Below are 24,925 nucleotides of genomic sequence, written 5' to 3'. Positions count from 1 at the left end.
CTAGGACGGCGGAAACTCGGTTGGCTCCGGCCGGACGGCGGGAGCATGATCGGCGGCGATGGCTACCGAGTCGGTTCTGGTGAACTACGTCTACGCGCACAACGTCGGCCACGCGATCGAGGCGCTGCACTACGCGCACGGCTACCACCTGGCCGGGCCGGATCGCCGGATCGCGGTGGCGCTGAACAAGAACACGCCGGTGGAGCTGGCCGCGCTCTGCGACTGCGTGGACGAGGTGTACCCGGTCGAGGTGGACCTCTTCGACGGCGGTTTCGACGCCGCGGCCGCGCTGGCCGGTATCCCGCGGGACTGGGACTGGGTGGTCGGCGACGTCCGCTTCACCCAGGACGTCCAGCGGCAGCTCTTCCCCGGGCTGGCCCACTACTACGACACCGCCGCCAGGCACTTCCGCCCGGCCAAGGGCATCGGCTTCGCCGGGCTGACCAAGGTCGGACCCGCCTACCAGCCGCACCAGCGGCTGCGCCTGACCCTGCCGCCCGCCGCGGCCGCGCGGGGCAAGGCGCTGGTGGGGGACGCGCCGGTGACCATCGCGGTGCTGCCCGGCGGCAGCGCGCCGCGCGAGCTCTACCCCGCCACCGAGTCCTGGGAACTGGTCCTCGGCGCGCTCGCGGAGGAGTTCCCCGGCGCCCGGTTCTGCTTCCTGGGCAAGCTCGACAGCGGCGACGGCCGCACCGGCACCAGCTTCGGCGCAGGCGAGCTCGACCGTCTGCGCACCGCCTTCCCCAGCGTCGCCGCGGTGGACGTGCCGGTGGTCGAACAGCTCGCCGCGCTGGCCGCCTGCGACCTGCTGGTGGCCCCGCACTCCGGGTTCGCCTTCACCGCCTCCACCCTCGGCGTGCCCTGGCTGGCGCTCTCGGGCAACCGCTGGCCCGAGTACTACTTCAACGGCGTCCCGTTCTACTCGGTGCTGCCCGACCCGGCCAGGTTCCCCTGCTACACCCTGTTCGAAGCCGATCCGGAGCTGGTGATCGAGCCCGGCGGGCCGCGCGCGCCCAGCATGAGCCACGCCCGGTTCGTCGCGGACCTGCCGGAGATCCTGACCGGAGCCAGGCTGCTGCTGGGCGACTGGCCGTATCCCGATGCGCTCAGTGACCACTTCCGGCGTCTGAGCCGCCGTTTTCCCGACTGGAGCACGTGGTTCTTCTCCCTGGATGGCGCGCACCAGCCGTTCCTAAGCTGATCGGGGACCCATGTTCACCTGATGCGGGCGGATGCCGTGGTTGACCCGCTCAGCGCTCGAACACGTCACTGAGTCTTGGCATGCTGTATCTCTGCGTGACCACTTCGCCACGGCTCCAGGAGACGACCATGCTCAGTGCGTTGCAGCGCGAGAACATCGGCGCGCTGTTCGACGTGTTCGACCACAGCGGTCTCGGCCGCATCGAGTGGGCGGACATGGAGCGCATCGCGCTGACCGTGATCGCGCGCCTGGGGATGACCGCCGAGGACCCCAAGTGCGTGCTCTACCTGCAAGCTTACCGGCGGTGGTGGGCGCAGTTGCAGCACGACGCCGGGCACGGGGACATCGGCTGGGTGGACCGGCCCTCGTTCATCTCCGCCTTCGAGAAGGGCATGATGGCCGAGCCGGGCTACCTGGACCGGGTGCTCTCGGTCGGCCTGACCGCCTTCGACGCGGCGGACACGGACGGTGACGAAGTGCTGGACGAGGAGGAGCTCGTCACGCTCTACGTGGCCAGCGGTCTGCCCAAGGAAGGCGCGATCGCGTTGTTCCAGCAGATCGACACCGACGGCGACGGCAAGATCAGCCGCCAGGAGTGGCTGGCGGCCAGCCGGGAGACCTACGTCGGCGACGATCCGGCAGGCGTCGGCGCGAGCACCCTCGCGCAGAACTGGCTGGCCCAGACCTGAACCTGCCATGACCAGCACGCTCCCCGTCGCCCCCGGCCGCCTGCCCGGCCTCGGCCACCTGCCCTACCTGGCCCGCGACCAGGTCGGCTTCTACTCCTCGGTGCGCGAACTCGGACCGGTGGTGCGGATCTACTTCGGCCCGATGGAAGCCTTGCTGCTGACCGATCCCGCGCTCATCCACCAGGTGCTGGTCACCGATGCGGACAAGTTCACCAAGGGCCGGATCTTCCGCAAGACCAAGCCGTTCTTCGGCAACGGGCTGGCCACCTCCGACGGCGAGTTCCACCTGCGGCAGCGGCGCCTGATGAGCCCGGCCTTCCACCAGCGGCGGCTGGCCGGCTACGGCGAGGTGATGCGCGCCGAGGTGGAACGGATGACCAAGCGCTGGACGCCGGGCCAGCGCATCGCCTGGGAGAAGGCGATGTACGCGGTCACCCCGCACATCATCGGCAAGACCCTGTTCCACAGCGACCTGGGCGGGGAGGCCGCCGCGGAGATCCACCGCTCCCTGCCGCTGGTGCTGCGCGGCGCGGTGACCCGCTCCCTCAACCCCCTGCCCTGGCTGCCCGCCGTGCTGTCCCGCCGCTACGACCAGGCCGGGCAGCGGCTCGACGCGATCATCGACCGCATCCTGGCCAGCTACGCCCACGACCAGACCGACCGGGGCGACCTGCTGTCCATGCTGCTCACCGCCCGGCACGAGGACACCGGCGAGGGCATGAGCCGTCAGCAGGTCCGCGACGAGATCATGACCCTGCTGGTGGCAGGCACCGAAACCGCCGCGGTCACCCTGTCCTGGCTGTTCCACGAACTGTCCCGGCACCCCGCGGTAGAAGCCCGCCTGCACACCGAACTGGACACCGCGCTGGCCGGCCGCCCCGTGACCTTCGCCGACTTACCCAACCTCCCCTACCTGCGCCAGGTCATCGACGAAGTCCTCCGCCTGCACAACCCGGTCCCCATGTCCATGCGCGCCGCCCAAACCACCCTCCGCCTGGGCCCGGCCACAACCTGCCCCGGCACCGAGATCGTCTACAGCCCCCTGGCCCTGCACCGCGACCCACGCCACCACCCCCACCCCCTGCACTTCGACCCGGACCGCTGGACAACCCCACCCGCCCCCGGCACCTACCTGCCCTTCGGCGGAGGCAGACACCGCTGCGTCGGCGAACGCTTCGCGATAGCCGAGATGATGATCGCCACCGCCACAATCGCCAGCCAATGGCGCCTGCGAGCCGCACCGGGCTACCGGGTCCGCTCAGTCGCCTACACCACCCACCACCCGGTTTCCCTCCCGATGATCATCGAAAAGCGCTGATCCAGGCGTGGCCCCGAGAGGGCGCTTCACCCGATGGAGTGGACAGCCAAAACACCAAGGCAACCAAAACGGGGGTTTGAGCGTTCCGCTAGAGAGCGGTGGCGGGGCGGAGGGCCGAAGGCACGGACCGGCCACCGCCAACCCCCGCACCTGGCAAGTGGCCTCCGCCCGGTGCACGCGACGAGTGGCTCCGGCTCGGTGCCCGTGGCGAGTGGCTTCCGACCGATGTGCGCGACGAGTGCCGTCCGGCTGCCGGCGAGCGACTCCGGCCGCTGGCGACCCGGAGCACCCGGCCTGGCCAAGCAAGCCCAAAGCCGCCACGCGGGGCGTGGTGCGCGGGGCTGGGGTGCGCGGCGCTGGGGGCTGGGGGCTGGGGTGTGAGCCTGGGCCGCGGCAGCGCGCGTCGTGCGCGGGCCTCGCGCGCCCGAGGTGCGCGGTACGGCAGGCGCTGGACGTGCGCAGAGCACCGCGCCGCGTGCCGGGTGCGCGCGGGGTGCGCATGGCGCGGGGTGTTCGCGCTGCGGCGGGTGTCGGGCGCGTGCCGCATCCGTGCGCCCGCGGTGTGCCCGTGCGGCCGCGGTGTCCCGCGCCTCGGGTCACACCGCTCGGCGGGCGACCGGCGCATGACGCGCGGGGCGTCCCGCGCGGGCCCCAGGGGCGGTTAACGTGGAGCCATGCGCACCATCGGCCTGCTTGGCGGCATGAGCTGGGAGTCCTCGGCGATCTACTACCGGCTGATCAACGAGGAGGTGCGGGACCGGCTCGGTGGCCTGCACTCGGCCAGCTGCGTGTTGTACTCGGTGGACTTCGCCGAGATCGAGGAGTTGCAGCGCGCCCAGGACTGGCATGCCGCGGGGGTGCGGTTGGCGCAGGCGGCGAAGGCGGTGCACCAGGCCGGGGCGGACTTCGTGGTGTTGTGCACCAACACGATGCACAAGGTGGCCGACCAGGTCGCCGGCGCGGTGGACATCCCGTTGCTGCACCTGGGCGACACCACCGCCTCGGCCGTGCTCGCCCACGGGGTGCGGCGGGTGGGGTTGCTGGGGACCGGGTTCACGATGGAGCAGGAGTTCTACCGGGATCGGTTGGCGGGGCATGGGCTCGAGGTGATCGTGCCGGAGGCGGCGGACCGGGAGCTGGTGCACCGGGTGATCTACGACGAGTTGTGCCAGGGGGTTGTGCGCGAGGAGTCGCGGGCGCGCTACCGGGAGGTCATGGCCCGGCTGGAGGCGGCCGGGGCGGAGGGGATCATCCTGGGGTGCACCGAGATCGAGATGCTGGTGGGGGACGGCGACTCGGAGCTGCCGCTGTTTCCGACCACGCGGCTGCACGCGGTGGCGGCGGTGGCGGAGGCGTTGCGCTGAGCTGTAGCTGAACCTTTCGCCTGGGTTGGTGCTGGGCGGGCCGGGTGTACGGCTCGCCTGTGGCGAGGACTCGCCCGACGTCGTGGCGGGCGGCGGGATGCGGTTTTTCGAGCCGGTGGACCGTCGGGGCCCGGTCGTGGTGGTTTCGGCGCACGGGCTGGTGATGGGGTTGTGGCGCGGATGTGCCGGAATTCCGCGGCGAACCCTGGCGGGGGTAAGTCTGTTGGCTGGCAAGGGTTTCTCGCACGGGCGGCGCGGGTCGGCGGCAACCCCTCGTGGCCGGCCCACGCCGCGCGCCGTGTCAGTCGTGGATGCAGCCGATCCCAGGCATGCGCGGTCGCGGTGCCGTAGAGCAACGCCGCCAGCTCATCTCGCCGCGCGGAGCAGGAATCCCGTTGTGCGGTTGATCGCCACTTGACCGGGCGTCGGCGATGCTGTGCGCGTGGAGTACGTGTCCCAAGTGCCGCGACCGCCGCTGGACGGGCTGATCGACGACCTCTACTACCTGGAGGGTGCGTCGCCGTACGCCCGGCTGACGCTGCCGCCCGCGCCGTCGGCGTTGCTCATCCTCAACCTCGGGGCGCCGTTCCGCATCCGCGCCGGCGCCGACATCGAGACGGCCGAGTACGCCGACGGCTGTGTGGTCACCATGCCCACCCGCGCATTCGAGTTCGGCTACCCGCTTCGGACCCGGTCCGTCGGCGTGCACTTCAAGCCGTGGGGGCTGGCGCCGTTCCTGCCGATGCCCGCGGCCGAGCTGTGTGACCGGCCGGTGGCGGTGGAGCAGGTTTGGGGCCGGCCCGCCGTTGCCGAGCTGCGCGACCGGCTGGCCACGGCGAACGGGCCACACGAGATGCTGACGCTGCTCGAGGAGGAGCTGATGCGACGGCTGTGCGAGACCGCCGGCCTGGGGCTGGTCCGCCACACGAGCAGCGTCATCGCGGCGAGCGGCGGGGCGGTGGCGATCGGCGACCTGAGCGTGGCAGCCGGGGTCAGCAGCACTCATCTGGCTCGGCGGTTCAAGGAGCTCATCGGCATCACGCCGAAGCGGCTGGCCCGCACCTACCGCTTCACCGCCACCGTGTTCTCGATCAACCCCGCTGGACCGATCGACTGGGGCAACCTCGCCGGTGGCGCGGGCTACTTCGACCAGGCCCACTTCGGCCACGAGTTCCGGGCGTTCACCGGGCTCACGCCGACCCGGTACCTCGAAGTCCGGCGGCGGTTCCTGCGCGAACATCCCGGCCACGCGCTGGACGGCTGGCCGCTGCCCGCCGATTGATTTCTTACAAGAGCGACCGCGCACGAGGCGCTAATTTGGGGCACCCCAAAGCAGAGGAGAGCCCCGTGGGCAAGGTGGTCATGTACAGCTCGGTGTCGGTGGACGGGTTCATCGCGGACGAGCATGACCAGCCCGGACCGCTGTTCGACTGGTTGTCCAGCGGTGACGTCCCGTTGGACGAGAGCGGCGGGCTGAAGGTGTCGCAGGCGTCCTACGACTACACCCGGCCGTACTGGGACCAGATCGGAGTGACAATCGCCGGCCGCCGCGTCTTCGACATGACGGACGGCTGGGACGGCAAGCCACCGAGCGGGATCGACCACGTGGTCGTCGTGACACACCGGCCGGCGCCCGAGGGCTGGGATCCCGGGGCGCCGTTCCACTTCGTCGACGGCGTGGAGGCAGCCGTGGCCAAGGCGCAGGAGCTCGCGGGTGACCGCTTGGTCGAGGTCGCCGCCGGCGACGTCGGTGGCCAGGTGCTTGCCGCGGGCCTGGTCGACGAGGTGCGCATGGATGTCGTGCCCGTGGTGTTCGGGTCCGGCAAGCGCTACTTCGGGTCGGTCGACGCGCAGCACCTGTTGGCGGATCCTGACGTGGTGATCCAGGGCAACCGGGTGCTTCACCTGCGCTATCAGGTGCGCCGTTGACCCCCGGCCGGGCGTGGGCGGGGTGGCTTGCCTAGGTTGAGGGGTATGAGCAGCCTGACGAGCCTGGATGTCCTTGCGCAGTGGCCGGTGGATCATGCCGCGGCGGCTGTGGTTCGCGCGGATGGGGTCGTGCTCGGGGTGGCCGGGGAGCAGGAGCGGGCGTTCCGGCTGGCTTCGGTGACCAAGCCGCTGACCGCCTACGCCGTGCTGGTCGCGGTGGAGGAGGGGGCGCTGGAGTGGGACCAGCCCGCGGGGCCGGACGGGGCGACCGTGCGGCACCTGGCGGCGCACACCTCGGGGCTGGCCTTCGACTCCGCGGCGGTGCAGGCGGCGCCGGGGAGCCGGCGGATCTACTCCAACACCGGGTTCGAGGTGCTGGCCGAGACCCTGGAGAAGAGCTCCGGGATCGGGTTCGCGGACTACCTGCACGAGGCCGTTCTCGCGCCGCTGGGGATGACCGGGTCGGCGTTGACCGGGTCGGCCGGGTCGGGGGCTGTGTCGACCTGCGCGGATCTGGTGCGGTTCGGGGCGGAGTTGCAGCGGCCGACCTTGGTCTCCGCGGCGACCGTGGCCGAGGCGACCTCGGTGGCCTTTCCCGGACTCAACGGGGTGGTGCCGGGGTATGGCATGCAGAAGCCCTGCGACTGGGGACTGGGGTTCGAGATCCGCGGGGAGAAGTCGCCGCACTGGACCGGCACGCGGAACTCGGCGCGGACCTACGGGCACTTCGGCCAGGCCGGGACGTTCCTGTGGGTTGATCCCGACGCCGGGGCCGCGTGCGTGGCGCTGGCGGACCGGGACTTCGGGCCGTGGGCGGTGCAGGCGTGGACGCCGTTCAACGACGGGGTGCTGGCGGAGCTGGGACGTTGAGAGGGGGCGGAGGCGCGGGTGACCGCGCCTCCGCCCCGGCGCCGCGCCTGATCACAGGCCGCCGGTGTGCAGCAGTCGGTTGGGAGTGGCCGCCGGCATGCCGGAGATCCGGTCCGGAGTGCCCACCTGCCAGAGCCAGTCCATGATCATTTGCTGGGGCTGGTCGCCGCGGGCCTGCTTGAACAGCGCCGCCACGCCCGCCACGTGCGGGGTGGCCATGCTGGTGCCGCTGATCGTGTTGACCCGGTTGCCCGGCCAGGCCGAGGTGATCTCGGTGCCCGGCGCCAGCAGTTGCACGCAGCCGCCGCGGTTGCTGTAGGTGGCGAAGCCGTCGGTGCGGGTGGTCGCGCCGATGGTGATCGGGCGGGCGGCGCGGGCCGGACTGTACTTGCACGCGTCGTCGGTGGAGTTGCCGCCGGCCACCGCGACGAACACGCCCCGGTCGGACAACCGGTTCGCCGCCTCGTCGACCTGGGTGATGCCCGGGGTGCCGCCGAGGGACAGGTTGGCCACGGCCGGGCGGACCGCGTTCGCGCCGATCCAGTCCAGGCCGGCGATGATGCCGGACCAGGAGCCCCGGCCGTCACAGCCGAGCACGCGCACCGCGACCAGCCTGGTCGCCTTGGCCACGCCGAACTGGGTGCCACCGACGGTGCCCGCGACGTGGGTGCCGTGGCCGTTGCAGTCCTCGCCGTTGCGGCCGTCACCGATCGCGTCGAAGCCTGGCCTGGCCCGCCCGCCGAAGTCGGGATGGCTGAACTGGATGCCGGTGTCGACGATGTAGGCGGTCACGCCCGCGCCGGAGTGGCTGGGGGTGTAGGAGCCGTCCAGCGGGAGGGCGCGCTGGTTGATGCGGTCCAGGCCCCACGAGCCGACCGCGCGGGGCGATCCGCCGTCGGAACCGGGGAGCTCGAGCTTGACCTCCGCGTCCGGCACCACCGACTCGATCTCCGGCAGCAGCTTCAGCGCGGAGACGACGAGGGGGTTGAGCTTGGCGGCGAAGCCGACGAACAGCGAGCCGTAGCTGAACTTGACCTCGATGTTGAACCGGTCGATCAGCTTCAGCAGCGTGTCCGCGGTGCCGCCCTTGGTCAGGGTGACGATGAACTGGCCGTCGATGACGTTCGCCCCGGTCTGCGACACCGGGCTGGGAGCGGGTTTGGCGGGTAACGCGGTCGCGGTGCCGGTGGTGGCGGCGATCAGCAGCGCGGCGGCGGTGAGAATCCGGGCCGTGCGTTTCATGACTTCCCCGATCGGTTGGCGGTAGGGCTTTCGCCCACCACTGAGCGTGGTCTCGCCGGGGCGAACTGGGCATTCCCCGACGGAGCGGGGGGTCGACGCGGAGTAACGCAACACCGGTGTTCATCGCGGAGCGTGCAGGCAAGACCACCGCACCGGATGACGGCCGTGGCGCGTGGTCATCCGGTGCGGGGAACTCGCAGCGGTAGTTGCACCGAAATCGGCGGTTTAGCCCGCGAGGGTTCACGCGGACGGGGAGACCGCGGGGACCGGCGTCGCTGACCTTGGGTCACCACCCGGTTGAGCCGTTCAGCGGGAGCCCCGCTCACGTGGCGCAACCACCCGATTGGTCTCTAGGTCAGCGCGGGCTCGTCCAGTACCAGGGTGCCCGCGTCGGCGTCCAGCAGCGCGGCGACCCCCAGTGGCACGGTGAGCTGGTTGGCGCAGTGCCCGAACCCGACCTCCCAGGCGATCGGCACCCCGAGCCCGCCCAACCGGTCGGTCAGCACCGTGCGCACCTGCTCGATCGGGCCGCAGGAGGTCCACGAGCCCAGCGCGATGCCGGTGACCCCGTCGAACCAGCCCGCGCGCAGCAGGTGGGTGAGCAGGCCGTCGAGGCGGTAGGGGTCCTCGGTGACGTCCTCCAGCACCGCCAGCGACCCCGGCGGCGGCCGCCACCGGCCCAGGCCCACCTCGGCGGCGAGCAGGCTCAGCGTGCCGCCGACGGTGACCCCGCGGGCCTGGCCGCCGGTGATCGGTTCGGCGCCGCGGCCGAGCTTGGTCACCGAGGCCGGGTCCAGCAGCGAGTAGCGCAGGTGCTCGCGGGCCGGCAGGTCGTCGGTGAACATCGCGCTGCCGGTCATCGGCGCGAACAGCGTGACCTGACCCAGCTCGCCCGCGATCCGGGTGTGCAGCGCGGTGACATCGCTGGACCCGGCGAACACCTTGGGCGGCAAGGCTTTCAGCTCCGCCCACGGCACCAGGTCCACCATCCGCTGACAACCGTAGCCGCCGCGGGCGCACAGCACCGCGTCGAACTCCGGCCGCGTCCACGCCCACACGAAGTCCGCGGCCCGGTCGGCGTCCTGACCGGCCAGGTACCGCATCTCCGGGTGCTTGTCCCGCACGTGCGCGCCCTCGGAGACGGTCAGCCCCCAGGACCGCAGCTGCTCGATCCCGAGGTCCAGCTGGGCAGGAGAGACCGGGCCGGCGGGGGCGATCACCGCGACGTGGCCGTGCCGGGGCACCCTGGGCGGGCGGCGCAGCCCGCTCATGAGCGCAGCTCCAGCGCGGGCACCCCGACCGGGCTGAAACCCAGGGTCTGGCCGAAGAAGGACAGCTCGGCCTCCAGCGCGGCCTGGATGTTCTCCGCCCGCCGGAACCCGTGCTGCTCACCCTCGAACGAGCGGTAGGCGTGCGGGATGCCCTTGCCGGACAACGCTTCCAGGAACTTCTCACATTGCTCCGGCGGGCACACCTGGTCCTCCAGGCCTTGCAGCAGCAGGATCGGCCCGGCCAGCTGGTCGACCCGGTTGGCCGGGGACCGCTCGCGGTAGCGGGACTCGGCCGCCGGCAGCGCGCCGACCAGGCCGTCGAGGTAGCGGGACTCGAAGTCGTGGGTGCCGCCCGCGGCGAAGGAGAGCAGGTCCAGCACCGGGAAGTAGGCGGCGCCGCCGCGGTAGGTGGCCACCGAGGTCAGCGAGGCCGCGGTGGTCCAGCCGCCCGCGCTGCCGCCCCTGATGCCCAGCCGCAGCGCGTCCGCGGTGCCCTCGGCGGCCAGCGCCTCGGCCACGGTGGCGCAGTCCCGCACGTCGACCACGCCCCACGCCTCGCGCAGCCGGTCCCGGAAGGCGCGGCCGTAGCCGCTGGAGCCGCCGTAGTTGACCGCGACCACGCCGATCCCGCGGCTGGTGAAGTAGGCGAAGTCGGCGCTGAGCACGGGGGAGACCTCGCCGGTGGGGCCGCCGTGCACGTGCACCAGGAACGGCGGCCGCTCGCCCTCGGGGGCGGTGAAGTCCGGGTTGTGCGGCAGGTAGACGTAGGCGGGGATGCCCACCCCGTCCTGGCCGGTGAACACCCGCTCGACCACCGGCGGCAGGTAGGCCGGGTCGGGCAGTCCGGCGGGCTGGGCGGTGAGCGTGGTCAGCTGCCCGGTGCGCAGGTCGACCTGGGCCACCGCGGGCGCGGCGGCCGGTCCGGCGGCGACCCCGGTGACCAGGTCGCCGTCGTGGGCGAAGGTGGTGCGCCACACCGGCAGCGGCAGGTCGAGGGGGGTCAGCTCGCCGGTGTCCTCGGTCAGCAGGGACAGGCCGAGCCTGCCGCGCAGCAGGTGCCGTCCGCCGCCGAGCGGGACGAACCAGGTCGCGCCGAGTGTCCACAGTGGACCGCCGTAGTCGGCCTCGGCCCGGTGCAGGGCCCGCTGGGCGCCGTCCAGGTTCACCCGGTGGAGGTTCCACCAGCCGTCCGGGTCGGTCATCGCGTACAGCGAGTCCTCATCGGCCCACTCGAACTGGCAGACCGACTCGGCCGCTCCGCCGGCCACCACCCGGTGCGGCCCGGCGGCGCCGTCGACGAGCTCGGCCACGCAGAGCTCAGTGCCGTCCCAGGGCATCGCGGGGTGCTCCCAGCCGATCCAGGCCAGGTGTCGGCCGTCCGGGCTGGCCTTGGGCGCGCTCATGAACCGGTGGCTGGCCGCCAGCACCCGGATCGCGGCCGGATCGGCGGCCGCGGCCCCGGAGACCGGGACGGCCACCAGCTCGCGGACCAGGTCGGTGGGGCGGTCGCCGGTGATCCGCTCGCGCACGCACCAGATCTCGGTGCCGTCCGCGCTGGGGTGCAGGTCGCCGTAGCGCAGGCCGTGCTCGCGGTCCGGGTTCGGCGTCAGCGGCTGCGGCTGGCCACCGGCGGCGTCCACCAGGTGGATCCGCTGGTCGGCCCAGTGCGTGAAGGCCACCCGGTCACCGTCCGGGGTGGCCAGCACGGTGTAGGGCGCGCCGCCGTACTCGTGCAGCCGGTTGCGCGCGCTCCACGGCGCGGCCAGCACCTCCCGCGCCGCCTCACCCGCCCTGCCGCGCAGCAGCGTGACCCGGCCGCCCTCCGTGGGCCTGCCCTCGGTCCAGTAGGTGAAGCCACCGTGCGCGCGCACCCAGTGCGGCGGCGCGGTGACGGCGCTCGCGTCCGCGGCGCTGATCGGCGATGTCCAGTTGCCATACCCCAGTACGGTGACCACGAAGCCGAGGGTAACCGGCCACCGCCGACCGGCCGACAGAAGATCACCACAAAGGTCATCGGCAGGTGAATTCACGTCCTCGATCCCGGATGTCGGGGATGCCTCTGCCGTCCGCGCGGGCGTGGCCTAGGGTCAGTGGTGCCATGGCACGTGTCATTCACCTCTTCCGCCAGCCCGAACGGTTCGTAGCCGGAACCGTCGGGCAACCAGGCGACCGCTCGTTCTACCTCCAGGCCAGCGAGAACGGCCGTACCGTCAGCGTGCTGCTGGAGAAGCAGCAGGTGTCGGTGCTGGCCGAACGGCTGGGCGCGCTGCTCGAGGAGGTGCACCGGCGCTTCGGCGCCGAGGTGCCGCCCGACGCGCCTGAGGACGTCGTCGACACCGAACCCCTCGAGGTGCCCCTCGAGGAGGAGTTCCGGGTCGGCACCATGGGGCTCGGCTGGGACGCCGACTCCAGCGCCGTCGTCGTCGAACTGCTCGCCGCCACCGAGGAGGAGATCGACGAGTCGGTCGTCCTCGACGACACCGAGGAGGGGCCGGACGCCGTCCGCGTCTTCCTCAGCCCGGTGCAGGCCAGGGCGTTCGCCCAGCGCGCCGAACGGGTGGTCAGCGCCGGTCGCAAACCCTGTCCGCTGTGCAACGAGCCGCTGGACGCCGAGGGCCACGTCTGCCCGCGGCAGAACGGCTACCGTCGCGGCGAGCCGAGCTGAGCACGCCGGTGCGCCCTGGGGACGACGGCGCGATCGAACTGCTCACCCACGGCACGCTGGACGTGCGGGGACGGCTGGTCGACGCCTCCAACGCGACGCTGTTCTGCGGCATCGAGCACGAGGGTGTGCAGGCGGAGTGCGTGTACAAGCCGGTGCGCGGCGAACGCCCGCTGTGGGACTTCCCGGACGGCACCCTGGCCGGGCGGGAGGTGGCCACCTACCTGGTGTCGGAGGCGGCCGGTTTCGGACTGGTGCCGCCCACGGTGCTGCGGCCGGGCCCCTTCGGCGAGGGCATGGTGCAGCTGTGGGTGGACACCGAGCCCGAGGCCGACCTGGTCGACCTGCTGCCGCCCGATGACGTGCCCGAGGGCTGGAAAGAAGTGCTGCGGGCGCACGACCGCTTCGGCGACCCCGCCGCGCTGGTGCACGCCGACCACCCGCGGATGCGGCTGCTCGCGGCCCTGGACGTGGTGGTCAACAACGCCGACCGCAAGGGCGGGCACGTGCTGCACGCCCTCGGTGGCGCGGTGTACGGGGTGGACCACGGGATCTGCCTCAACGCCGAGGACAAGCTGCGCACCGTGCTGTGGGGCTGGCTCGGCGAGCCGCTGGGCGAGGAGGCGGCCGAGGGGCTGCGGCGGCTGCGCGCGGGACTGGACGGGGAGTTCGGCGAGGCGCTGCACGAGCACCTGACCATCACCGAGGTCCGGATGCTCACCGAACGCACCGACAAGCTGCTGGGCGCGGGAGTGTTCCCGGCCCCGACCGGGGACTGGCCGCCGATCCCCTGGCCCGCGTTCTAGTTCGCCTGGCGAACGCTGTCGGCGGCCCGGGTTAGGTTGGCCCCGTGTTGGTGACCGAACTGCTGGCCGGGACTCCCGGCGACGTGCTGACCAGGGTGCTCGGGCTGCCCGGCGAGCAGCAGCGCGGCTTCGTGCCGGAGCTGGGCGCGGTGCTGCGGGACGGCCTGGAACTGGTGCTGCTCGACAACGGGCACACCTACGGGGCACGGGACCCGCGGCTGGCTGAGCGGGCTGCTGTCGCGTTGCTGGCCACAGTGCCCCCGCGCGATCCGCTGCTGGGCGAGCTCCGGCCACCCGAACCCGAGCTGACCAAGCGGATCCTGCTGGCCCGGCCGCCACGGGAACGGGCCGCGCTGGCCGGCTGGCTGGTGGAGTGGCAGAGCGGGTGGGACGCGGTCCGGGTGCTGGCGCGCGAGGGCGAGCTCGAACCGGTGCGCACGCCGGAGTACTTCGCGGGCTGGTTCCGGTGGTCGCGGCGAGACCTGAACACACCACTGGCCGAGCGGCTGCGGGCCGAACCTGGGGCGCTGGACGAGGTGTGGGAGCTGCTGCCGGTCGAGGGGATCGGGGACGCGAGCTTCGCCGCCTTCGACAAGTACGTGCCGGTGGACTGCCAGTGGTCGACCGCCCTGGCCGAGCTGAGCCGCACCGGCGAGCTGGACCGGGCGCGGCTGCTGGAGACCAGCCTGGAGGTGCTGGCCAGGGACTTCGCCGTGTTCCGGGCCCGGTGGTACGCCTCGCTGCACGAGGCGCTGACGCCGAGTCCAGTGGAGCGGGCCGGGTGGCAGCACGGGTACGCGCGGCTGTGCGGCAGCGGGGTGCCGAGCACGGTGGGTTTCGCGGTGAAGGCCCTGGCCGCGGTGCAGAAGGCCGGGCTGCTCGACGCCGAGGTGGCGCTGCGGCACCTGCCCGCCGCGGCCGCCGGGCGTGGAGCCGGCACGGCGAAGCTCGCGGTGCGGCTGGCGGCCAAGGCCGGACAGGCCGCGGCGGGGCTGGCCGGGGAGGTGTTCGCGGCGGCGGCCACGCACGAGTCGGCCGAGGTGCGCGAGCTCGCGGCCGCGCACCTGGGCACGCGGGTGGAGACGCCTGCCAGGGTGGAGCCGGTGGCCTACCCGGAGCCGGTGCTGCCGCCCTTCGCCGAGCGGCGGCTGCTGGTGGTGCCGCTGGAGGTGCCGGACTCGCCCGCGGCGGTGGCCGAGGCGTTCTCCGCGCTGCTGGCCGACCACTACCAGGGCGATCTGCTGCTGGCCGCGCTCGACGGTGCGCACCGGGTCGCCGGAGACGAGCTGCGGGATGCGCTCAAGCCCCTGGTCAAGCGGGCGGTCAAGGCGGACACCGCACACGCGGAGCTGATGCCCAAGCTGCTCAGCGTGCTGGTGCGCGGGCTGGCCGGGCGGGAGGTCGAACCGCCGGAGCTGGTCAACGGGTGGTCCCGGCCGCTGCGGCACCGGATGCGGGCGCTGCTGGCCGGGAACGCGAGGCCGGTGTCGGCGGCCACGCACCTGGGTGGCTGGCTGGATCCGGTGGTGTTCGTGCGGCGGCTGGCCCGGCGCCCCGAGGCAGCGCTGGATGACGTGGTGGACGGGTTGCTGCGGCTGGCCCCGGACACCAGGGCCGAGGCCCTCGAGCTCGCGGCGCAGCTGACCGGGCCGTACGCGGTGGCGGTGCGCTTCGCCCTCGGCGGGCCGGAGACACCGGCGCGGGACTGGCTGGGACTGGCGGCGGCCAAGGCCCGGCACCCGGAGGCCGCCGATCCGGTCGCGGTGCTGCGCGGCGAGCCAGGCGAGCCGTTCGGCTGGTCGGCGCGACTGGTGACCGACAGCTTTGACCTGATCAGGCTGAAGTTCACCAGGACACCGGCGGAGACCGAACCGGACACGCCGTGGCTGGGCACGCTGAACACGCCGCCGGTGGATCACGGCTGGGAAGGGTTCACCAGCCCGCACGAGGTGGTTGGCGCGCCGTATGACCGGGCAGTGCTCGAGGCCGAGGTGGCCAGGGACCTGTTCGAGAACGACGTCGAGGTCGGCTACCCCAGCGAGGTGTACGGGCTCAGTCCGTTCCTGGACCGCCCGGCCGTGCCCTCCTACCCCGGCCTGCTGATGATCGCGGCCGCGCTGAACACCCAGCGCGCCTCGGGCGCACAGCTCGGCGTGGACGCCGCGCTGTCCCTGCTGGACGCCCGGCAGCTCGGACCCCGGGCGCTCGGCCAGGCACTGGGCGTCTTCGGCGGCGAGCTGACGCTGACCCGGCTGACCAAGCGGTTGTCCGTGCTGGCGGGGGAGCACCCGGCCGCTGTTCTGTCCACAGTGGACGCTCTGCTGCCGTTGCTGGACCGGTCGGCGCGCGGGCTGTCGGCGTTGCTGGAGCTGGCCGTGGACCTGGCCGAGCGCGGCGCGGGCACGGTGAGTCCGGCGACCGGGGACTGGCTGGCCGGACTCACCGGGTCCTCGAAGGCGGCGAAGGCGGCCTTACGACTGCTCCGCTGACAACCGGGCCGCCAGCACGTGCGAGCACGGTCCCCTGCGGTCCTGGTGCTCCGCCCACCAGGCGCAGGTGCAGCCGTCCGGGGACAGCCGGACCCGCTGCACCGAGGAGCCGTGCGCGATCTCGAAGCCGCCCTCGGGCAGCGCGCGGACCGCGCCCGCCGAGACCAGAACCCTGGCCTTGGTCAGGCGGCCGTTGGCCGGGGCACGGCCACTGGGCAGCGGGCGGTCGAACCACACCCCCTCCACCACGTCGTGGCCGCGACGACCGGTGACCAGGTCCGGATCCGCGACCCCGTTGGCCAGGGTGGTCAGCCAGCCGCCCTCGCCGGAGAAGCCACGGGAGGGCGCGGGGGACAGGGTGACGGTCAGCCGGGCCCGGTCCAGGTGCAGCACCCAGCTCGCGGTCTCCGCGCCGGGCGCGGCGTAGACGGACAGGCCGCGGGTGAAGCGCACCAGCGGGTCGGCCACCCGCAGCCGGTGCAGCCCGGCCGCCGGGATCGCCTCGGCGGTGCGCCGGGCGGTCAGGCGCAGACCCCGGCCGGAGGGCACCACCCAGGCGGCGGTGTCCTTGGTGGGCAGCTGCCGCAGGAAGGAGCGGGCCGCGGTCTGGTCGAGCTCGGCCCGCCGGGTCGCGCCCGCGGTCACCGCGGCGATCTCGGCGAACCCGGCCACCCAACGGTCCGGCAGCGGCACCCGGTCCTCGGCGCCGTCGCCGTCGAGGGTGCGCAACCGGATGCCGTCCCCGCGCACCCGCAGGTGCAGCGGTTCCTCACCGGCCACCCCGGCCAGCACGGCGCGGGTGCCGGCGGAGAGGTCCACGTTGGTGCAGCCGCGGCCGACCGTGCCGACCGGCTGGAGGTCCAGGCGGGCGTGCACCCCGCAGCACGGGGAGAAGGACTCGGCGCGCAGGGTGGCGCCGTCGGCGGTGAACACCGGGTCGGACTCGGCGAGCAGCCTGGCGAGCATCGACGGGTGCACCCAGAACCGGGTGCGCGCGATCTTGCCCAGCACCAGCAGCGCCTGCGCGGCCTGCACCCCCGGCTCCAGCAGGCCGTCCACGATCGTCGCGGTGTCAACGGCCTGGTCAGGCGCGGTGAGCAGGACTTCGGTCAGCACGCCGACACCCTAGCCGCGACCCCCGTCAGGGCAGGCGCTCGCCAGTCTCCAGCAGGGTCTTCAGGCCGGAGAGGATCGCGGGCCAGCCGTGCGAGACCGACTCACGCACCTGCCCGCGCGGGTCGAACCGGTCGTGGGTGAGGGTGAGCTTCACCGTCTCGCCGTCGCGTTCCAGGGTGAAGGTGACCCGGGAGGCGTCCTCGGCGTGCAGGTCCGGGTAGTCCGCGCCGACCTTGAAGGTGTAGCTGAGCAGGTAAGGCGGATCGGCCGCCAGCACGGTCTCACCCGAGGTGCCCAGGCTGCCGTCCTCGTTGCGCCAGTGGATGAGCGAGCCGGGCCGCCAGTCCGAGACCAGGTGCACGCCGTAGTACTGCTCGGTGAACTCGCCGCTGGTCAGCGCGGTCCACAGCTGTTCAGGGGTGGTCCGGATGTAGGTGACGTAGATGAAGTCGAGGTCACTCACGGTCGTCCTCCAGGGCCTGTTTGAGGGTGGCCAGGGCGTTGAGCTGCCGCTGGTCGTACTTGGCGAGCCAGCGGGTGCTGATGTCGTTGAGCGGGGCCGGGTTGAGGTGGTGCAGCTTTTCCCGGCCGGAGCGGGTGGTGGCGACCAGGTTGGCCGCCTCGAGGATGGCCAGGTGCTTGGTCACCGCCTGGCGGGTGAGGTCGGTGCCCGCGCAGAGCTCGTGCAGGCGCTGACCGTTGTGCGCGTGCAGGGCGTCCAGCAGGCGGCGGCGGGTGGGATCGGCCAGCGCCTTGAACACCGCGTCGTAGTCCATGAGGCGCCTCCATTGGCAACTGGATGGTTGCCTTTCGGAGCTGAAAATAGGCAACCGGGGGGTTGCCTGTCAAGGGTGGGACAGCAGTGGCGGGGCCTGGTCAGGCGTGGATGAGCCGTACCTCGGGCAGGCCGCGGACCGTGGCCACCAGCTCGGCCTCGCGCTGGAGCGCCTGCTGCTGCGACTTGGTCAGCGGCTCGAACGCGGTGACCGTCAGCTCCAGCCGCTTGGCCGTGCTCTTGGGTCGCCAGGTGCCAGCCAGCTCGCCGTTGACCAGCAGCGCTCCCGGGTTGCCGATGATCTTCCAGATCTCCTTGCGGCGGGCCGCGTCCGGCACCAACCGCTCTCGGTCCCTGGCCTGGAGGTAGGGGTCCAGCGGCGGGAGCAGGCGCACGACCTGGGTCTTCGGCGGGGTGCGGAGCTGGGGGAGGGCGTCGGCGGGGAGCCAGGTCTGGGCGCCGTCGAGGGTGACCTCGGCCAGGTCGGTGGGCCAGACCGGGGCTAGGGCGGACTGGGAGGTGCCGAGGTAGGCGGCGGCCTCGGCGCGGGTGGCGGGGCCGTGCAGGCGCAGGTAGTCCAGGATCAGCGGGGTGGCGCCGGCGGAGGTGTCCGGGATGGGCGGGCGGTCTTCCAGGGGGCGCAGCAGCAGGGCAGGGCCGGTGAGGTCGTGGCGCAGGCCGGCGAACAGGCCGATGGTCTGGAACAGGCTGCCGTAGATGTGGTGGGACTGGCAGGTGCGGCAGTCGTAGGAGTACGCGGGGGGCAGCAGGCGGGTGACCGCGGCGCTGACCTCACCCCTGGGCATCGGGGCCGGCACGGCGTCGCGGAGGGCGGTCGAGGCGGCGCGGAAGGCATCCAGGGAGGAGATTCCGGCTGCCTTGAGGGGTTTGCGTTCCGAGCCCAGGCGGGCGAAGGCGTCCTTCTCGTCCCTGGGCCACAGGTGGCGGGCCAGGGTGGTCAGGTCGCGGCGGCGGTGCAGGTGCGGGGCGCCGCGCACCGACCACAGCAGGGCCAGGTCCTCGGTCGGCTCCGGGGGCTCCGGCAGGCGGGCGGCCAGGGCCAGCTGGGCCGAGCCCCGGGTGTCCTGCACGCCGAGGGCGAGCACGTCCAGGTCGCGGGCGTGCTTGTGTTCGCGGTGCAGGCCCTGGGCGGCCATCCGGTACGCCAGGGCCTGGGCTCGAGTCACCGAGGCGGCCATGGCGACAGCATGCCGTGCCGGTCCGACATTCCGCGGCCGCGGAGTCCACTCTGGTCGGTCACAGTTCACCCGGTCGTGTTCGTCATCCGCCGGAAAGGACCTCGTCTCATCCACGAAACGTGGTGTGGGCTGAGTCGTGTTTTCGACCCGATCGTGATTGCGCGGCAACGGCTCCGAGGCGGATGTGGGTGAGAGGATGCGGTTCGAGTTCGAGACCTGCCCGCAGTGTGCGGGTTCCGGAGTGGACGTGGACAACGACTACGGCCCATGTGGGAGATGTGGTGGCACCGGAGACATCCCGAAGCAGTGACCCCGACTTAGCGCCGCGCTGTCACTGGTGTTCGGACACCGGGTTCATCACCTGGCGCCAGCCGGTGCCCCAGGCGGACGGGAGCTTCCGGTTCGCCGAGCTGTCCCACCCGTGCACCCAGGGGTGCTCGGGCTGGTGGAAGCAACCGGCGGCCCAGCGCGGCCGGGTGGTGGAGGGCCAGGTCTCGGTGGCGCTGCCACCCGGTCAGCGGCGCAGGGCCAACAGCTCCGAGACCGTCACGAAGCGGTAGCCGCGTTCCTTCAGCCCGGCGACCAGCTCCGGCACGGCGGCCAGGGAGGGCTGGCGCACCGGGTACATGACGTGCAGCAGGACGATCGACCCCGGGCGGGTCTTCTCCAGCACCGACCTGGTGATCGCGGCCGGATCGGCGGCATCGGTGCCGTCGGACTCCGGCTCCACGTCCCACATGATCGTCTGTCGCTGGTGTGCGGCCAGGTAGCGGGGCAGACTGAGCAGCTTCTTCCCGTTCGGCGGCCGGAAGTGGATCTCCCCGGTGTGCCCGGCCGCCCTGATCAGCGCGTCGGTGCGCTCGACTTCGGTGCGCACGAAGTCCCCGCCCACCAGCACCATCCGCTGGTGCGAGTAGCTGTGGTTGCCCAGCTCGTGCCCGGCCCGCACGATCGCCTTCCCGTGCTCGGGGTAGACCGCCAGCTCCTGGCCGGTGACGAAGAAGGTGGCCTTCACCTGCGCCTCGGCCAGCGCCTTGAGCACCTCGGGGGTCCGTTCGGTGGGGCCGTCGTCGAAGGTCAGCGCGACCACCTTGTCCCCGGTGTCCACCCGGTCGGTGAGCCCGCCGTAGAACTGGAAGGTCCGCGAGTCGCTCACCCGCCAGGTCCCCCACAGCGAGATGAGCAGCACCAGCACCGGCGCCAGGGTCCAGACCAGCCACCGGCGAGGCACAGATCTCCGCATGTTCCCAGGACGCATCAGCGGCTCTCCGGTTGATCATCGAACTCCGGCGGCGGGCAGCCAGCGGACAGGCGTACCGTCGCGCGGGTGAACACCAGTGTGCCAACGGCTCCCGCCGACCTGCCGCGCACCGTGGGCGCCCTGCGCGCCGCCGGGCACCAGCCGCGCAGCGTGGCCGAGGAGATCCGGACCAACCTGCTGGCCGCCCTCGGTGACGGGCGCCCGGTGTGGCGCGGCATCGTCGGCTTCGACGAGACCGTGCTGCCACAGCTGGAACGCGCGTTGCTGGCCGGGCACCACCTGGTGCTGCTCGGCGAACGCGGCCAGGGTAAGACCAGGCTCGCCCGGACCCTGGCCGACCTGCTGGACGAGTGGACCCCGGTGATCGAGGGGGCCGAGCTCGCCGAAGACCCCCTGGACCCGATCACGCCGGCCTCCCGCCGCCGCGCCGCCGAACTCGGCGACGAGCTGCCGGTGGCCTGGCTGCACCGCTCGCAGCGCTACGCCGAGAAGCTCGCCACCCCCGACACCTCCGTGGGCGACCTGGTCGGCGACGTCGACCCGGTCAAGGTCGCCGAAGGTCGCAGCCTCGGCGATCCGGAGACCATCCACTTCGGGCTCATCCCGCGCGCCCACCGCGGCATCGTGGCCATCAACGAGCTGCCCGACCTGGCCGAGCGGATCCAGGTCGCGCTGCTCAACGTGATGGAGGAACGCGACATCCAGGTCCGCGGCTACACCCTGCGGCTGCCGCTGGACCTGCTGCTGGTGGCCACCGCCAACCCGGAGGACTACACCAACCGCGGCCGGATCATCACCCCGCTCAAGGACCGCTTCGGCGCGGAGATCCGCACCCACTACCTCAGCGACCTCGACGACGAGATCAACCTGATCCGCCAGGAAGCCGAACTGGTGGCCGAGGTCGGCGACCCGCTGCTGGAGGTGCTGGCCCGCTTCGTCGGGCACCTGCGCGAGTCCAGCGCGGTGGACCAGCGCTCCGGCGTCTCCGCCCGGTTCGCGGTGGCCGCCGCCGAGACCGTGGCCGCCGCGGCCCTGCAACGCGCGGCGCGCACCGGGGAGTGGCCGGCGGTGGCGCGGCCGGTGGACCTGGACGCGGTGACCCCGGTGCTGCGCGGCAAGCTGGAGTTCCACGCCGGGCTGGAGGAAGAGGCCGAGGAGCTGCTCACCCACCTGCTGCGGCGTTCGCTGGCCGAGACCGCCCGGACCTCGCTGGCCGGGATCGACCTGCGCTCGCTGGTGGAAGCGGTGGCCGAGGGGCACCCGGTGCGCACCGGGCCGCGGGTGCGGGCCGCGGAGGTGCTGGGCGCGCTGCCGGAGCTGCCGGTGCTGCACGAGGTGGCCGCCCGCTTCGGCGTGGCTCCCACTGACCCGCCCGGCCGGATCGCCGCGGTGGTGGAGCTGGCCCTGGAGTCGCTGTACCTGTCGCGGAACCTGGCCAAGGACGTCGAGTCCGGGGACGCGGTCTACGGGGGCTGATAGAACAGGGCGATGTCCCTGCGCTCAGTTCTCGGCTCGGTCCTGCTCGCGGTCGCCGCGACCGGCACACTCACGCCCCCGGCCACCGCGGCCGGGGGCGGGCTACCACCGGGGTTCGTGGTGCTCTCCGACGTCGACCCCACCATCCGGCACGACATCCGCTACTTCGGGCGGCACAACTTCGTCGGCGAGCGCGTCGACGGCTACCGGCGGCCGCTGTGCGTGCTCACCCGCCAGGCCGCGACCGCGCTGCGCACCGCCCAGCGCGCGCTGCTGCGGCAGGGCTACACGCTCAAGGTCTACGACTGCTACCGGCCGCAGCGCGCGGTGGACCACTTCGTGCGCTGGGCCAAGGACCTCGCCGACGAGCGGATGAAGGCCGAGTTCTACCCCAACGTGGCCAAGGACCGGCTCTTCGCCGACGGCTACATCGCGGAGAAGTCCGGGCACAGCCGCGGCAGCACCCTGGACGTCACCCTGGTCAAGCTGCCGGTCCGCCCGCAGCGCCCGTACCGGACCGGTGAGCCGCTCACGCCCTGCTTCGCGCCGGTGGGCATCCGGTTCCCGGACAACACGGTGGACATGGGCACCGGTTACGACTGCTTCGACCCGTTGTCCCACACCGACAACCCGGCCATCACCGGCCCGGCCCGCGTGCACCGCGACCTGCTGCGCGGCACCCTGGCCGCGGCCGGTTTCCGCAACCTGGCCGAGGAGTGGTGGCACTTCACCCTGAACAACGAGCCCTTCCCCGGCACCTACTTCGACTTCCCGGTGGCCCGCCGCGCACGACCCTGAACCGGGGCTGTTCAGTTATGGGCGAATCCGGTGCCAAGATCGCAGTGGCTCTGGTTACGTGGCCGGTATGCGTGAGTCGATGAAGAAGCTCGTCGTGGCCGGGGCGAGCCTGGCGCTGGCCGGGGGCGCGGCACTGGCCGTCAGCACGCCCGCCGTCGCCGCCGCGCCCGCCTCGGTGCCCAGCTGCGTGCAGAGCCTGGTCCAGGACGGCACCACCACGCTGACCGTGGTGGTGCGCAACAACTGCGACTTCCCGGTGCGGGTGCAGGTCGGCTACGAGCCCGGTCCGGCAGGCGCCTGCACCACCATCGCGCCCCGGTGGAGCCACACCGAGTCCAGGGCCAAGCCGGTGAGCTTCGCCAGGCTCACCGCCTGCTGACCACGCCGTCGACGGCAGGCCACCATCCCTCCGGTGGCCTGCCGTTTTCCCGTTGCCTGGCGGGAGATCGGCAGGCGTAGGGTGGCGGACATGAGCGATCCGGTTCGGCGCTACCGGTATGGGCGCTTCTCCGGCGGGCCCGACCCGCTGGCGCCACCGCCCGACCTGCGGGCGGCGCTGGAGGAGATCGGCCGGGACGTGATGGAGGGCCGCTCACCCGATGCCGCGCTGCGCGAGCTGCTCCGCCGCGGCCTGCCCGGTCAGCACGGGCTCGACGACCTCACCCAGCGGCTGTGGCGCAAGCGCAGCGAGCTGCAGCGGCGGCACCGCCTGGACGGCACCCTGGAGCAGGTCAAGGAGCTGCTCCAGCGGGCGCTGACCAAGGAACGCCAGGCCCTGGCCCGCGACCTCGACGACAACGCCCGCTTCCAGGAGTTCCAACTGGACGCGCTGCCGGCCAGCCCGGCCGGGGCGGTCCGCGAGCTCACCGAGTACGACTGGCGCTCCGGCGAGGCCCGCGAGGCCTACCAGGAGATCCAGCGGATGCTCGGCCAGGAGGCCCTGGAACAGCGCTTCCGCGGCATGAGCGAGGCGCTCAAGGCGACCACGCCGGAGGACGTGGCGCGGGTGCGGGAGATGCTGGAGGACCTCTCCGCGCTGCTCGGCCAGCGCGCCCAGGGTGACCCGGACATCGACGCCAAGTTCGCCGAGTTCATGGCCAGGCACGGCGAGTTCTTCCCGGAGAACCCGCGCACCGTCGACGAGCTGGTCGACCTGCTGGCCGCGCGGGCCGCGGCGGCGCAGCGGCTGCTCAACTCGCTGTCCCAGCAGCAGCGCCAGGAGCTCGCCCAGCTGTCCCAGCAGGCCTTCGGCGACCCCCGGCTCGCCCAGGCCCTGCAACAGCTGGACAACCAGCTGCGGCAGCTGCGGCCCGGCCAGGACTGGACCGGGCGCGGGCGCTTCCGCGGCGACACCCCGCTCGGCATGGCCGAGGGCGCGGCCGCGTTGCAGGACCTGGCCGAGCTGGACCAGCTCGCCGAACAGCTCGCCCAGTCCTATCCCGGCGCGCGGCTGGAGGACATCGACCTGGACGCGCTGGCCCGCCAGCTCGGCCGGGAGTCCACTGTGGACATGCGGCGGCTGGCCGAGCTGGAACGCCAGCTGCGCGAACGCGGCCTGCTGGAACGCGCCCCCGACGGGGAGCTGCGGCTCACCCCCAAGGCCATGCGGCAGCTCGGCGACACCGCGCTGCGCGACGTGCTCGACCAGGTCCGCACCCGCCGCGGCGACCGGGACAACCAGGCCGCGGGCGCGGCGGGCGAGCTCAGCGGAGCCACCCGGCCGTGGCAGTTCGGCGACACCGAACCGTGGGACGTGGGGCGGACGGTGCGCAACGCCGTGCTGCGCGCCGCCGGGCAGCGGGAGCGGGCGGTGCGCCTGGACGTGGCCGATGTCGAGGTGGCCGAGACCGAGCACCGGTCCAGGGCCGCGGTCGCGCTGTGCGTGGACACCTCCTGGTCGATGGTGCAGGACGGGCGGTGGCTGCCGATGAAGCGCACCGCGCTGGCCCTGCACCACCTGATCAGCACCCGGTTCCGTGCGGATGCCTTGCAGGTCATCACCTTCGGCCGGGAAGCGGCCACCATGGACATCGGCGAGCTGACCGCGCTGGAGGGCGCCTGGGAGCAGGGCACCAACCTGCACCACGCGCTGCTGCTGGCCGGACGGCACCTGCGCCGCCACCCCGACGCCCAGCCGGTGGTGCTGGTGGTCACCGACGGTGAGCCCACCGCGCACCTGGAACCCGACGGCGAGGCGGTCTTCGACTACCCGCCCCGGCCGGAGACCCTGGCCCGGACCCTCGCCGAGCTGGACGCGCTGGCCAGGCTGGGCAGCAACCTGACCGTGTTCCGGCTCGGCGAGGACCCGCGGCTCACCAGGTTCGTGGACCTGATGGCCCGGCGCAGCAACGGCCGTGTGGTCGCGCCGGACCTCGACGGGCTGGGCGCGGCGGTGGTCAGTGACTACCTGCGCAACCGGCGCTCGCGGTAGCGCCACAACGGCCAAGACCCCGTACGAG

At 72.8% G+C, this 24,925-nt stretch carries 22 protein-coding genes; 14 read left to right on the top strand and 8 right to left on the bottom strand.

Features of this window, described 5'->3' with window-relative positions; translation table 11 throughout:
- Window positions 1-58: 58 nt before the first annotated feature.
- From N8J89_RS22170 to N8J89_RS22140, 7 genes are all read left to right on the top strand, one after another.
- The gene (locus tag N8J89_RS22170) at window positions 59-1,201 is read left to right on the top strand and encodes a hypothetical protein (protein ID WP_283658907.1); all 1,143 of its coding nucleotides are present in this window, start codon (window positions 59-61) and stop codon (window positions 1,199-1,201) included.
- Between the two features lie 128 nt (window positions 1,202-1,329).
- Window positions 1,330-1,890 (top strand): EF-hand domain-containing protein, encoded by a 561-nt coding sequence (locus N8J89_RS22165; RefSeq protein WP_283658905.1) that lies wholly within the window; start codon window positions 1,330-1,332, stop codon window positions 1,888-1,890.
- Between the two features lie 7 nt (window positions 1,891-1,897).
- Window positions 1,898-3,208: a cytochrome P450 gene (locus N8J89_RS22160; RefSeq protein ID WP_283658904.1), complete on the top strand. Its 1,311-nt coding sequence runs from the start codon at window positions 1,898-1,900 to the stop codon at window positions 3,206-3,208.
- A gap of 674 nt (window positions 3,209-3,882) precedes the next feature.
- Window positions 3,883-4,572 carry an aspartate/glutamate racemase family protein gene (locus tag N8J89_RS22155; RefSeq protein ID WP_283658903.1) on the top strand — a complete coding sequence of 230 codons (690 nt, stop codon included), beginning with the start codon at window positions 3,883-3,885 and terminating at the stop codon, window positions 4,570-4,572.
- Between the two features lie 460 nt (window positions 4,573-5,032).
- Window positions 5,033-5,854 carry a helix-turn-helix domain-containing protein gene (locus N8J89_RS22150; protein ID WP_283658902.1) on the top strand — a complete coding sequence of 274 codons (822 nt, stop codon included), beginning with the start codon at window positions 5,033-5,035 and terminating at the stop codon, window positions 5,852-5,854.
- A gap of 65 nt (window positions 5,855-5,919) precedes the next feature.
- On the top strand, window positions 5,920-6,501 hold the full coding sequence (locus N8J89_RS22145; RefSeq protein ID WP_283658901.1) for a dihydrofolate reductase family protein: 582 nt from the start codon (window positions 5,920-5,922) through the stop codon (window positions 6,499-6,501).
- Between the two features lie 45 nt (window positions 6,502-6,546).
- Entirely contained in the window at window positions 6,547-7,371 is an 825-nt protein-coding gene (locus N8J89_RS22140; protein WP_502868318.1) for a serine hydrolase domain-containing protein, read from the top strand.
- A 51-nt stretch (window positions 7,372-7,422) separates the two neighbouring features.
- Here the strand turns inward: N8J89_RS22140 and N8J89_RS22135 are convergent, their stop codons facing one another.
- From N8J89_RS22135 to N8J89_RS22125, 3 genes are all read right to left on the bottom strand, one after another.
- Entirely contained in the window at window positions 7,423-8,613 is a 1,191-nt protein-coding gene (locus tag N8J89_RS22135) for a S8 family peptidase (RefSeq protein ID WP_283658900.1), read from the bottom strand.
- Between the two features lie 350 nt (window positions 8,614-8,963).
- Window positions 8,964-9,884: a S66 peptidase family protein gene (locus N8J89_RS22130; protein WP_283658899.1), complete on the bottom strand. Its 921-nt coding sequence runs from the start codon at window positions 9,882-9,884 to the stop codon at window positions 8,964-8,966.
- A complete protein-coding gene (locus N8J89_RS22125) occupies window positions 9,881-11,839 on the bottom strand; it encodes a dipeptidyl-peptidase 5 (RefSeq protein WP_283658898.1) in 1,959 nt (652 codons plus the stop codon). Before N8J89_RS22125 ends, N8J89_RS22130 begins: the two co-directional genes overlap by 4 nt.
- A gap of 143 nt (window positions 11,840-11,982) precedes the next feature.
- On the opposite strand from N8J89_RS22125, the gene N8J89_RS22120 reads away from it, so the two are divergent.
- From N8J89_RS22120 to N8J89_RS22110, 3 genes are read left to right on the top strand one after another with little or no spacing between them, the layout of a single operon-like run.
- Window positions 11,983-12,549, top strand: coding sequence for a DUF3090 domain-containing protein (locus N8J89_RS22120; protein WP_283658897.1), 567 nt, complete (start codon window positions 11,983-11,985; stop codon window positions 12,547-12,549).
- A gap of 8 nt (window positions 12,550-12,557) precedes the next feature.
- Window positions 12,558-13,352: an SCO1664 family protein gene (locus N8J89_RS22115; RefSeq protein ID WP_283658896.1), complete on the top strand. Its 795-nt coding sequence runs from the start codon at window positions 12,558-12,560 to the stop codon at window positions 13,350-13,352.
- A 44-nt stretch (window positions 13,353-13,396) separates the two neighbouring features.
- Window positions 13,397-15,841 (top strand): DUF6493 family protein, encoded by a 2,445-nt coding sequence (locus tag N8J89_RS22110; RefSeq protein ID WP_283658895.1) that lies wholly within the window; start codon window positions 13,397-13,399, stop codon window positions 15,839-15,841.
- Here the strand turns inward: N8J89_RS22110 and N8J89_RS22105 are convergent.
- The 5 genes from N8J89_RS22105 to N8J89_RS22090 form a co-directional block, all read right to left on the bottom strand.
- Window positions 15,824-16,957: a hypothetical protein gene (locus N8J89_RS22105; protein ID WP_283658894.1), complete on the bottom strand. Its 1,134-nt coding sequence runs from the start codon at window positions 16,955-16,957 to the stop codon at window positions 15,824-15,826. The genes N8J89_RS22110 and N8J89_RS22105 overlap by 18 nt on opposite strands.
- Before the next feature lie 25 nt (window positions 16,958-16,982).
- Window positions 16,983-17,420 (bottom strand): SRPBCC family protein, encoded by a 438-nt coding sequence (locus N8J89_RS41765; protein ID WP_349497400.1) that lies wholly within the window; start codon window positions 17,418-17,420, stop codon window positions 16,983-16,985.
- Complete coding sequence (locus N8J89_RS41760; protein ID WP_349497399.1) at window positions 17,413-17,733, bottom strand: ArsR/SmtB family transcription factor; 321 nt, start codon at window positions 17,731-17,733, stop codon at window positions 17,413-17,415. The genes N8J89_RS41765 and N8J89_RS41760 overlap by 8 nt, the downstream gene beginning before the upstream one ends.
- A 100-nt stretch (window positions 17,734-17,833) precedes the next feature.
- A complete protein-coding gene (locus N8J89_RS22095) occupies window positions 17,834-18,931 on the bottom strand; it encodes a DNA glycosylase AlkZ-like family protein (protein WP_283658893.1) in 1,098 nt (365 codons plus the stop codon).
- Between the two features lie 514 nt (window positions 18,932-19,445).
- Window positions 19,446-20,174, bottom strand: a complete 729-nt coding sequence (locus N8J89_RS22090; protein ID WP_283658892.1) for a polysaccharide deacetylase family protein — start codon at window positions 20,172-20,174, stop codon at window positions 19,446-19,448.
- Between the two features lie 96 nt (window positions 20,175-20,270).
- On the opposite strand from N8J89_RS22090, the gene N8J89_RS22085 reads away from it, so the two are divergent.
- The 4 genes from N8J89_RS22085 (at window position 20,271) to N8J89_RS22070 (ending at window position 24,897) form a co-directional block, all read left to right on the top strand.
- Entirely contained in the window at window positions 20,271-21,668 is a 1,398-nt protein-coding gene (locus N8J89_RS22085; protein ID WP_283666224.1) for a sigma 54-interacting transcriptional regulator, read from the top strand.
- Between the two features lie 12 nt (window positions 21,669-21,680).
- On the top strand, window positions 21,681-22,466 hold the full coding sequence (locus N8J89_RS22080; RefSeq protein ID WP_283658891.1) for a M15 family metallopeptidase: 786 nt from the start codon (window positions 21,681-21,683) through the stop codon (window positions 22,464-22,466).
- Window positions 22,467-22,545: 79 nt separating this feature from the next.
- Window positions 22,546-22,845 (top strand): alpha-amylase inhibitor, encoded by a 300-nt coding sequence (locus N8J89_RS22075; protein ID WP_283658890.1) that lies wholly within the window; start codon window positions 22,546-22,548, stop codon window positions 22,843-22,845.
- A gap of 90 nt (window positions 22,846-22,935) precedes the next feature.
- Window positions 22,936-24,897, top strand: coding sequence for a vWA domain-containing protein (locus tag N8J89_RS22070; protein ID WP_283658889.1), 1,962 nt, complete (start codon window positions 22,936-22,938; stop codon window positions 24,895-24,897).
- Window positions 24,898-24,925 lie beyond the last annotated feature (28 nt).

The sequence above is a fragment of the Crossiella sp. CA-258035 genome (genome assembly GCF_030064675.1).
In the GTDB taxonomy this organism is placed as follows: domain Bacteria; phylum Actinomycetota; class Actinomycetes; order Mycobacteriales; family Pseudonocardiaceae; genus Crossiella.
This window is presented reverse-complemented; position numbering and strand designations above follow the sequence as displayed.

Bases quoted from the DNA above. Each gene is read 5' to 3' on its own strand.
- N8J89_RS22155 (WP_283658903.1), top strand. From the start codon at position 3,883: ATGCGCACCATCGGCCTGCTTGGCGGCATGAGCTGGGAGTCCTCGGCG.
- N8J89_RS22075 (WP_283658890.1), top strand. From the start codon at position 22,546: ATGAAGAAGCTCGTCGTGGCCGGGGCGAGCCTGGCGCTGGCCGGGGGC.
- N8J89_RS22090 (WP_283658892.1), bottom strand. From the start codon at position 20,174: ATGCGGAGATCTGTGCCTCGCCGGTGGCTGGTCTGGACCCTGGCGCCG.
- N8J89_RS22160 (WP_283658904.1), top strand. From the start codon at position 1,898: ATGACCAGCACGCTCCCCGTCGCCCCCGGCCGCCTGCCCGGCCTCGGC.
- N8J89_RS22080 (WP_283658891.1), top strand. From the start codon at position 21,681: ATGTCCCTGCGCTCAGTTCTCGGCTCGGTCCTGCTCGCGGTCGCCGCG.
- N8J89_RS22165 (WP_283658905.1), top strand. From the start codon at position 1,330: ATGCTCAGTGCGTTGCAGCGCGAGAACATCGGCGCGCTGTTCGACGTG.
- N8J89_RS41760 (WP_349497399.1), bottom strand. From the start codon at position 17,733: ATGGACTACGACGCGGTGTTCAAGGCGCTGGCCGATCCCACCCGCCGC.
- N8J89_RS22095 (WP_283658893.1), bottom strand. From the start codon at position 18,931: ATGGCCGCCTCGGTGACTCGAGCCCAGGCCCTGGCGTACCGGATGGCC.
- N8J89_RS22170 (WP_283658907.1), top strand. From the start codon at position 59: ATGGCTACCGAGTCGGTTCTGGTGAACTACGTCTACGCGCACAACGTC.
- N8J89_RS22120 (WP_283658897.1), top strand. From the start codon at position 11,983: ATGGCACGTGTCATTCACCTCTTCCGCCAGCCCGAACGGTTCGTAGCC.
- N8J89_RS22130 (WP_283658899.1), bottom strand. From the start codon at position 9,884: ATGAGCGGGCTGCGCCGCCCGCCCAGGGTGCCCCGGCACGGCCACGTC.
- N8J89_RS22070 (WP_283658889.1), top strand. From the start codon at position 22,936: ATGAGCGATCCGGTTCGGCGCTACCGGTATGGGCGCTTCTCCGGCGGG.
- N8J89_RS22140 (WP_502868318.1), top strand. From the start codon at position 6,547: ATGAGCAGCCTGACGAGCCTGGATGTCCTTGCGCAGTGGCCGGTGGAT.
- N8J89_RS22135 (WP_283658900.1), bottom strand. From the start codon at position 8,613: ATGAAACGCACGGCCCGGATTCTCACCGCCGCCGCGCTGCTGATCGCC.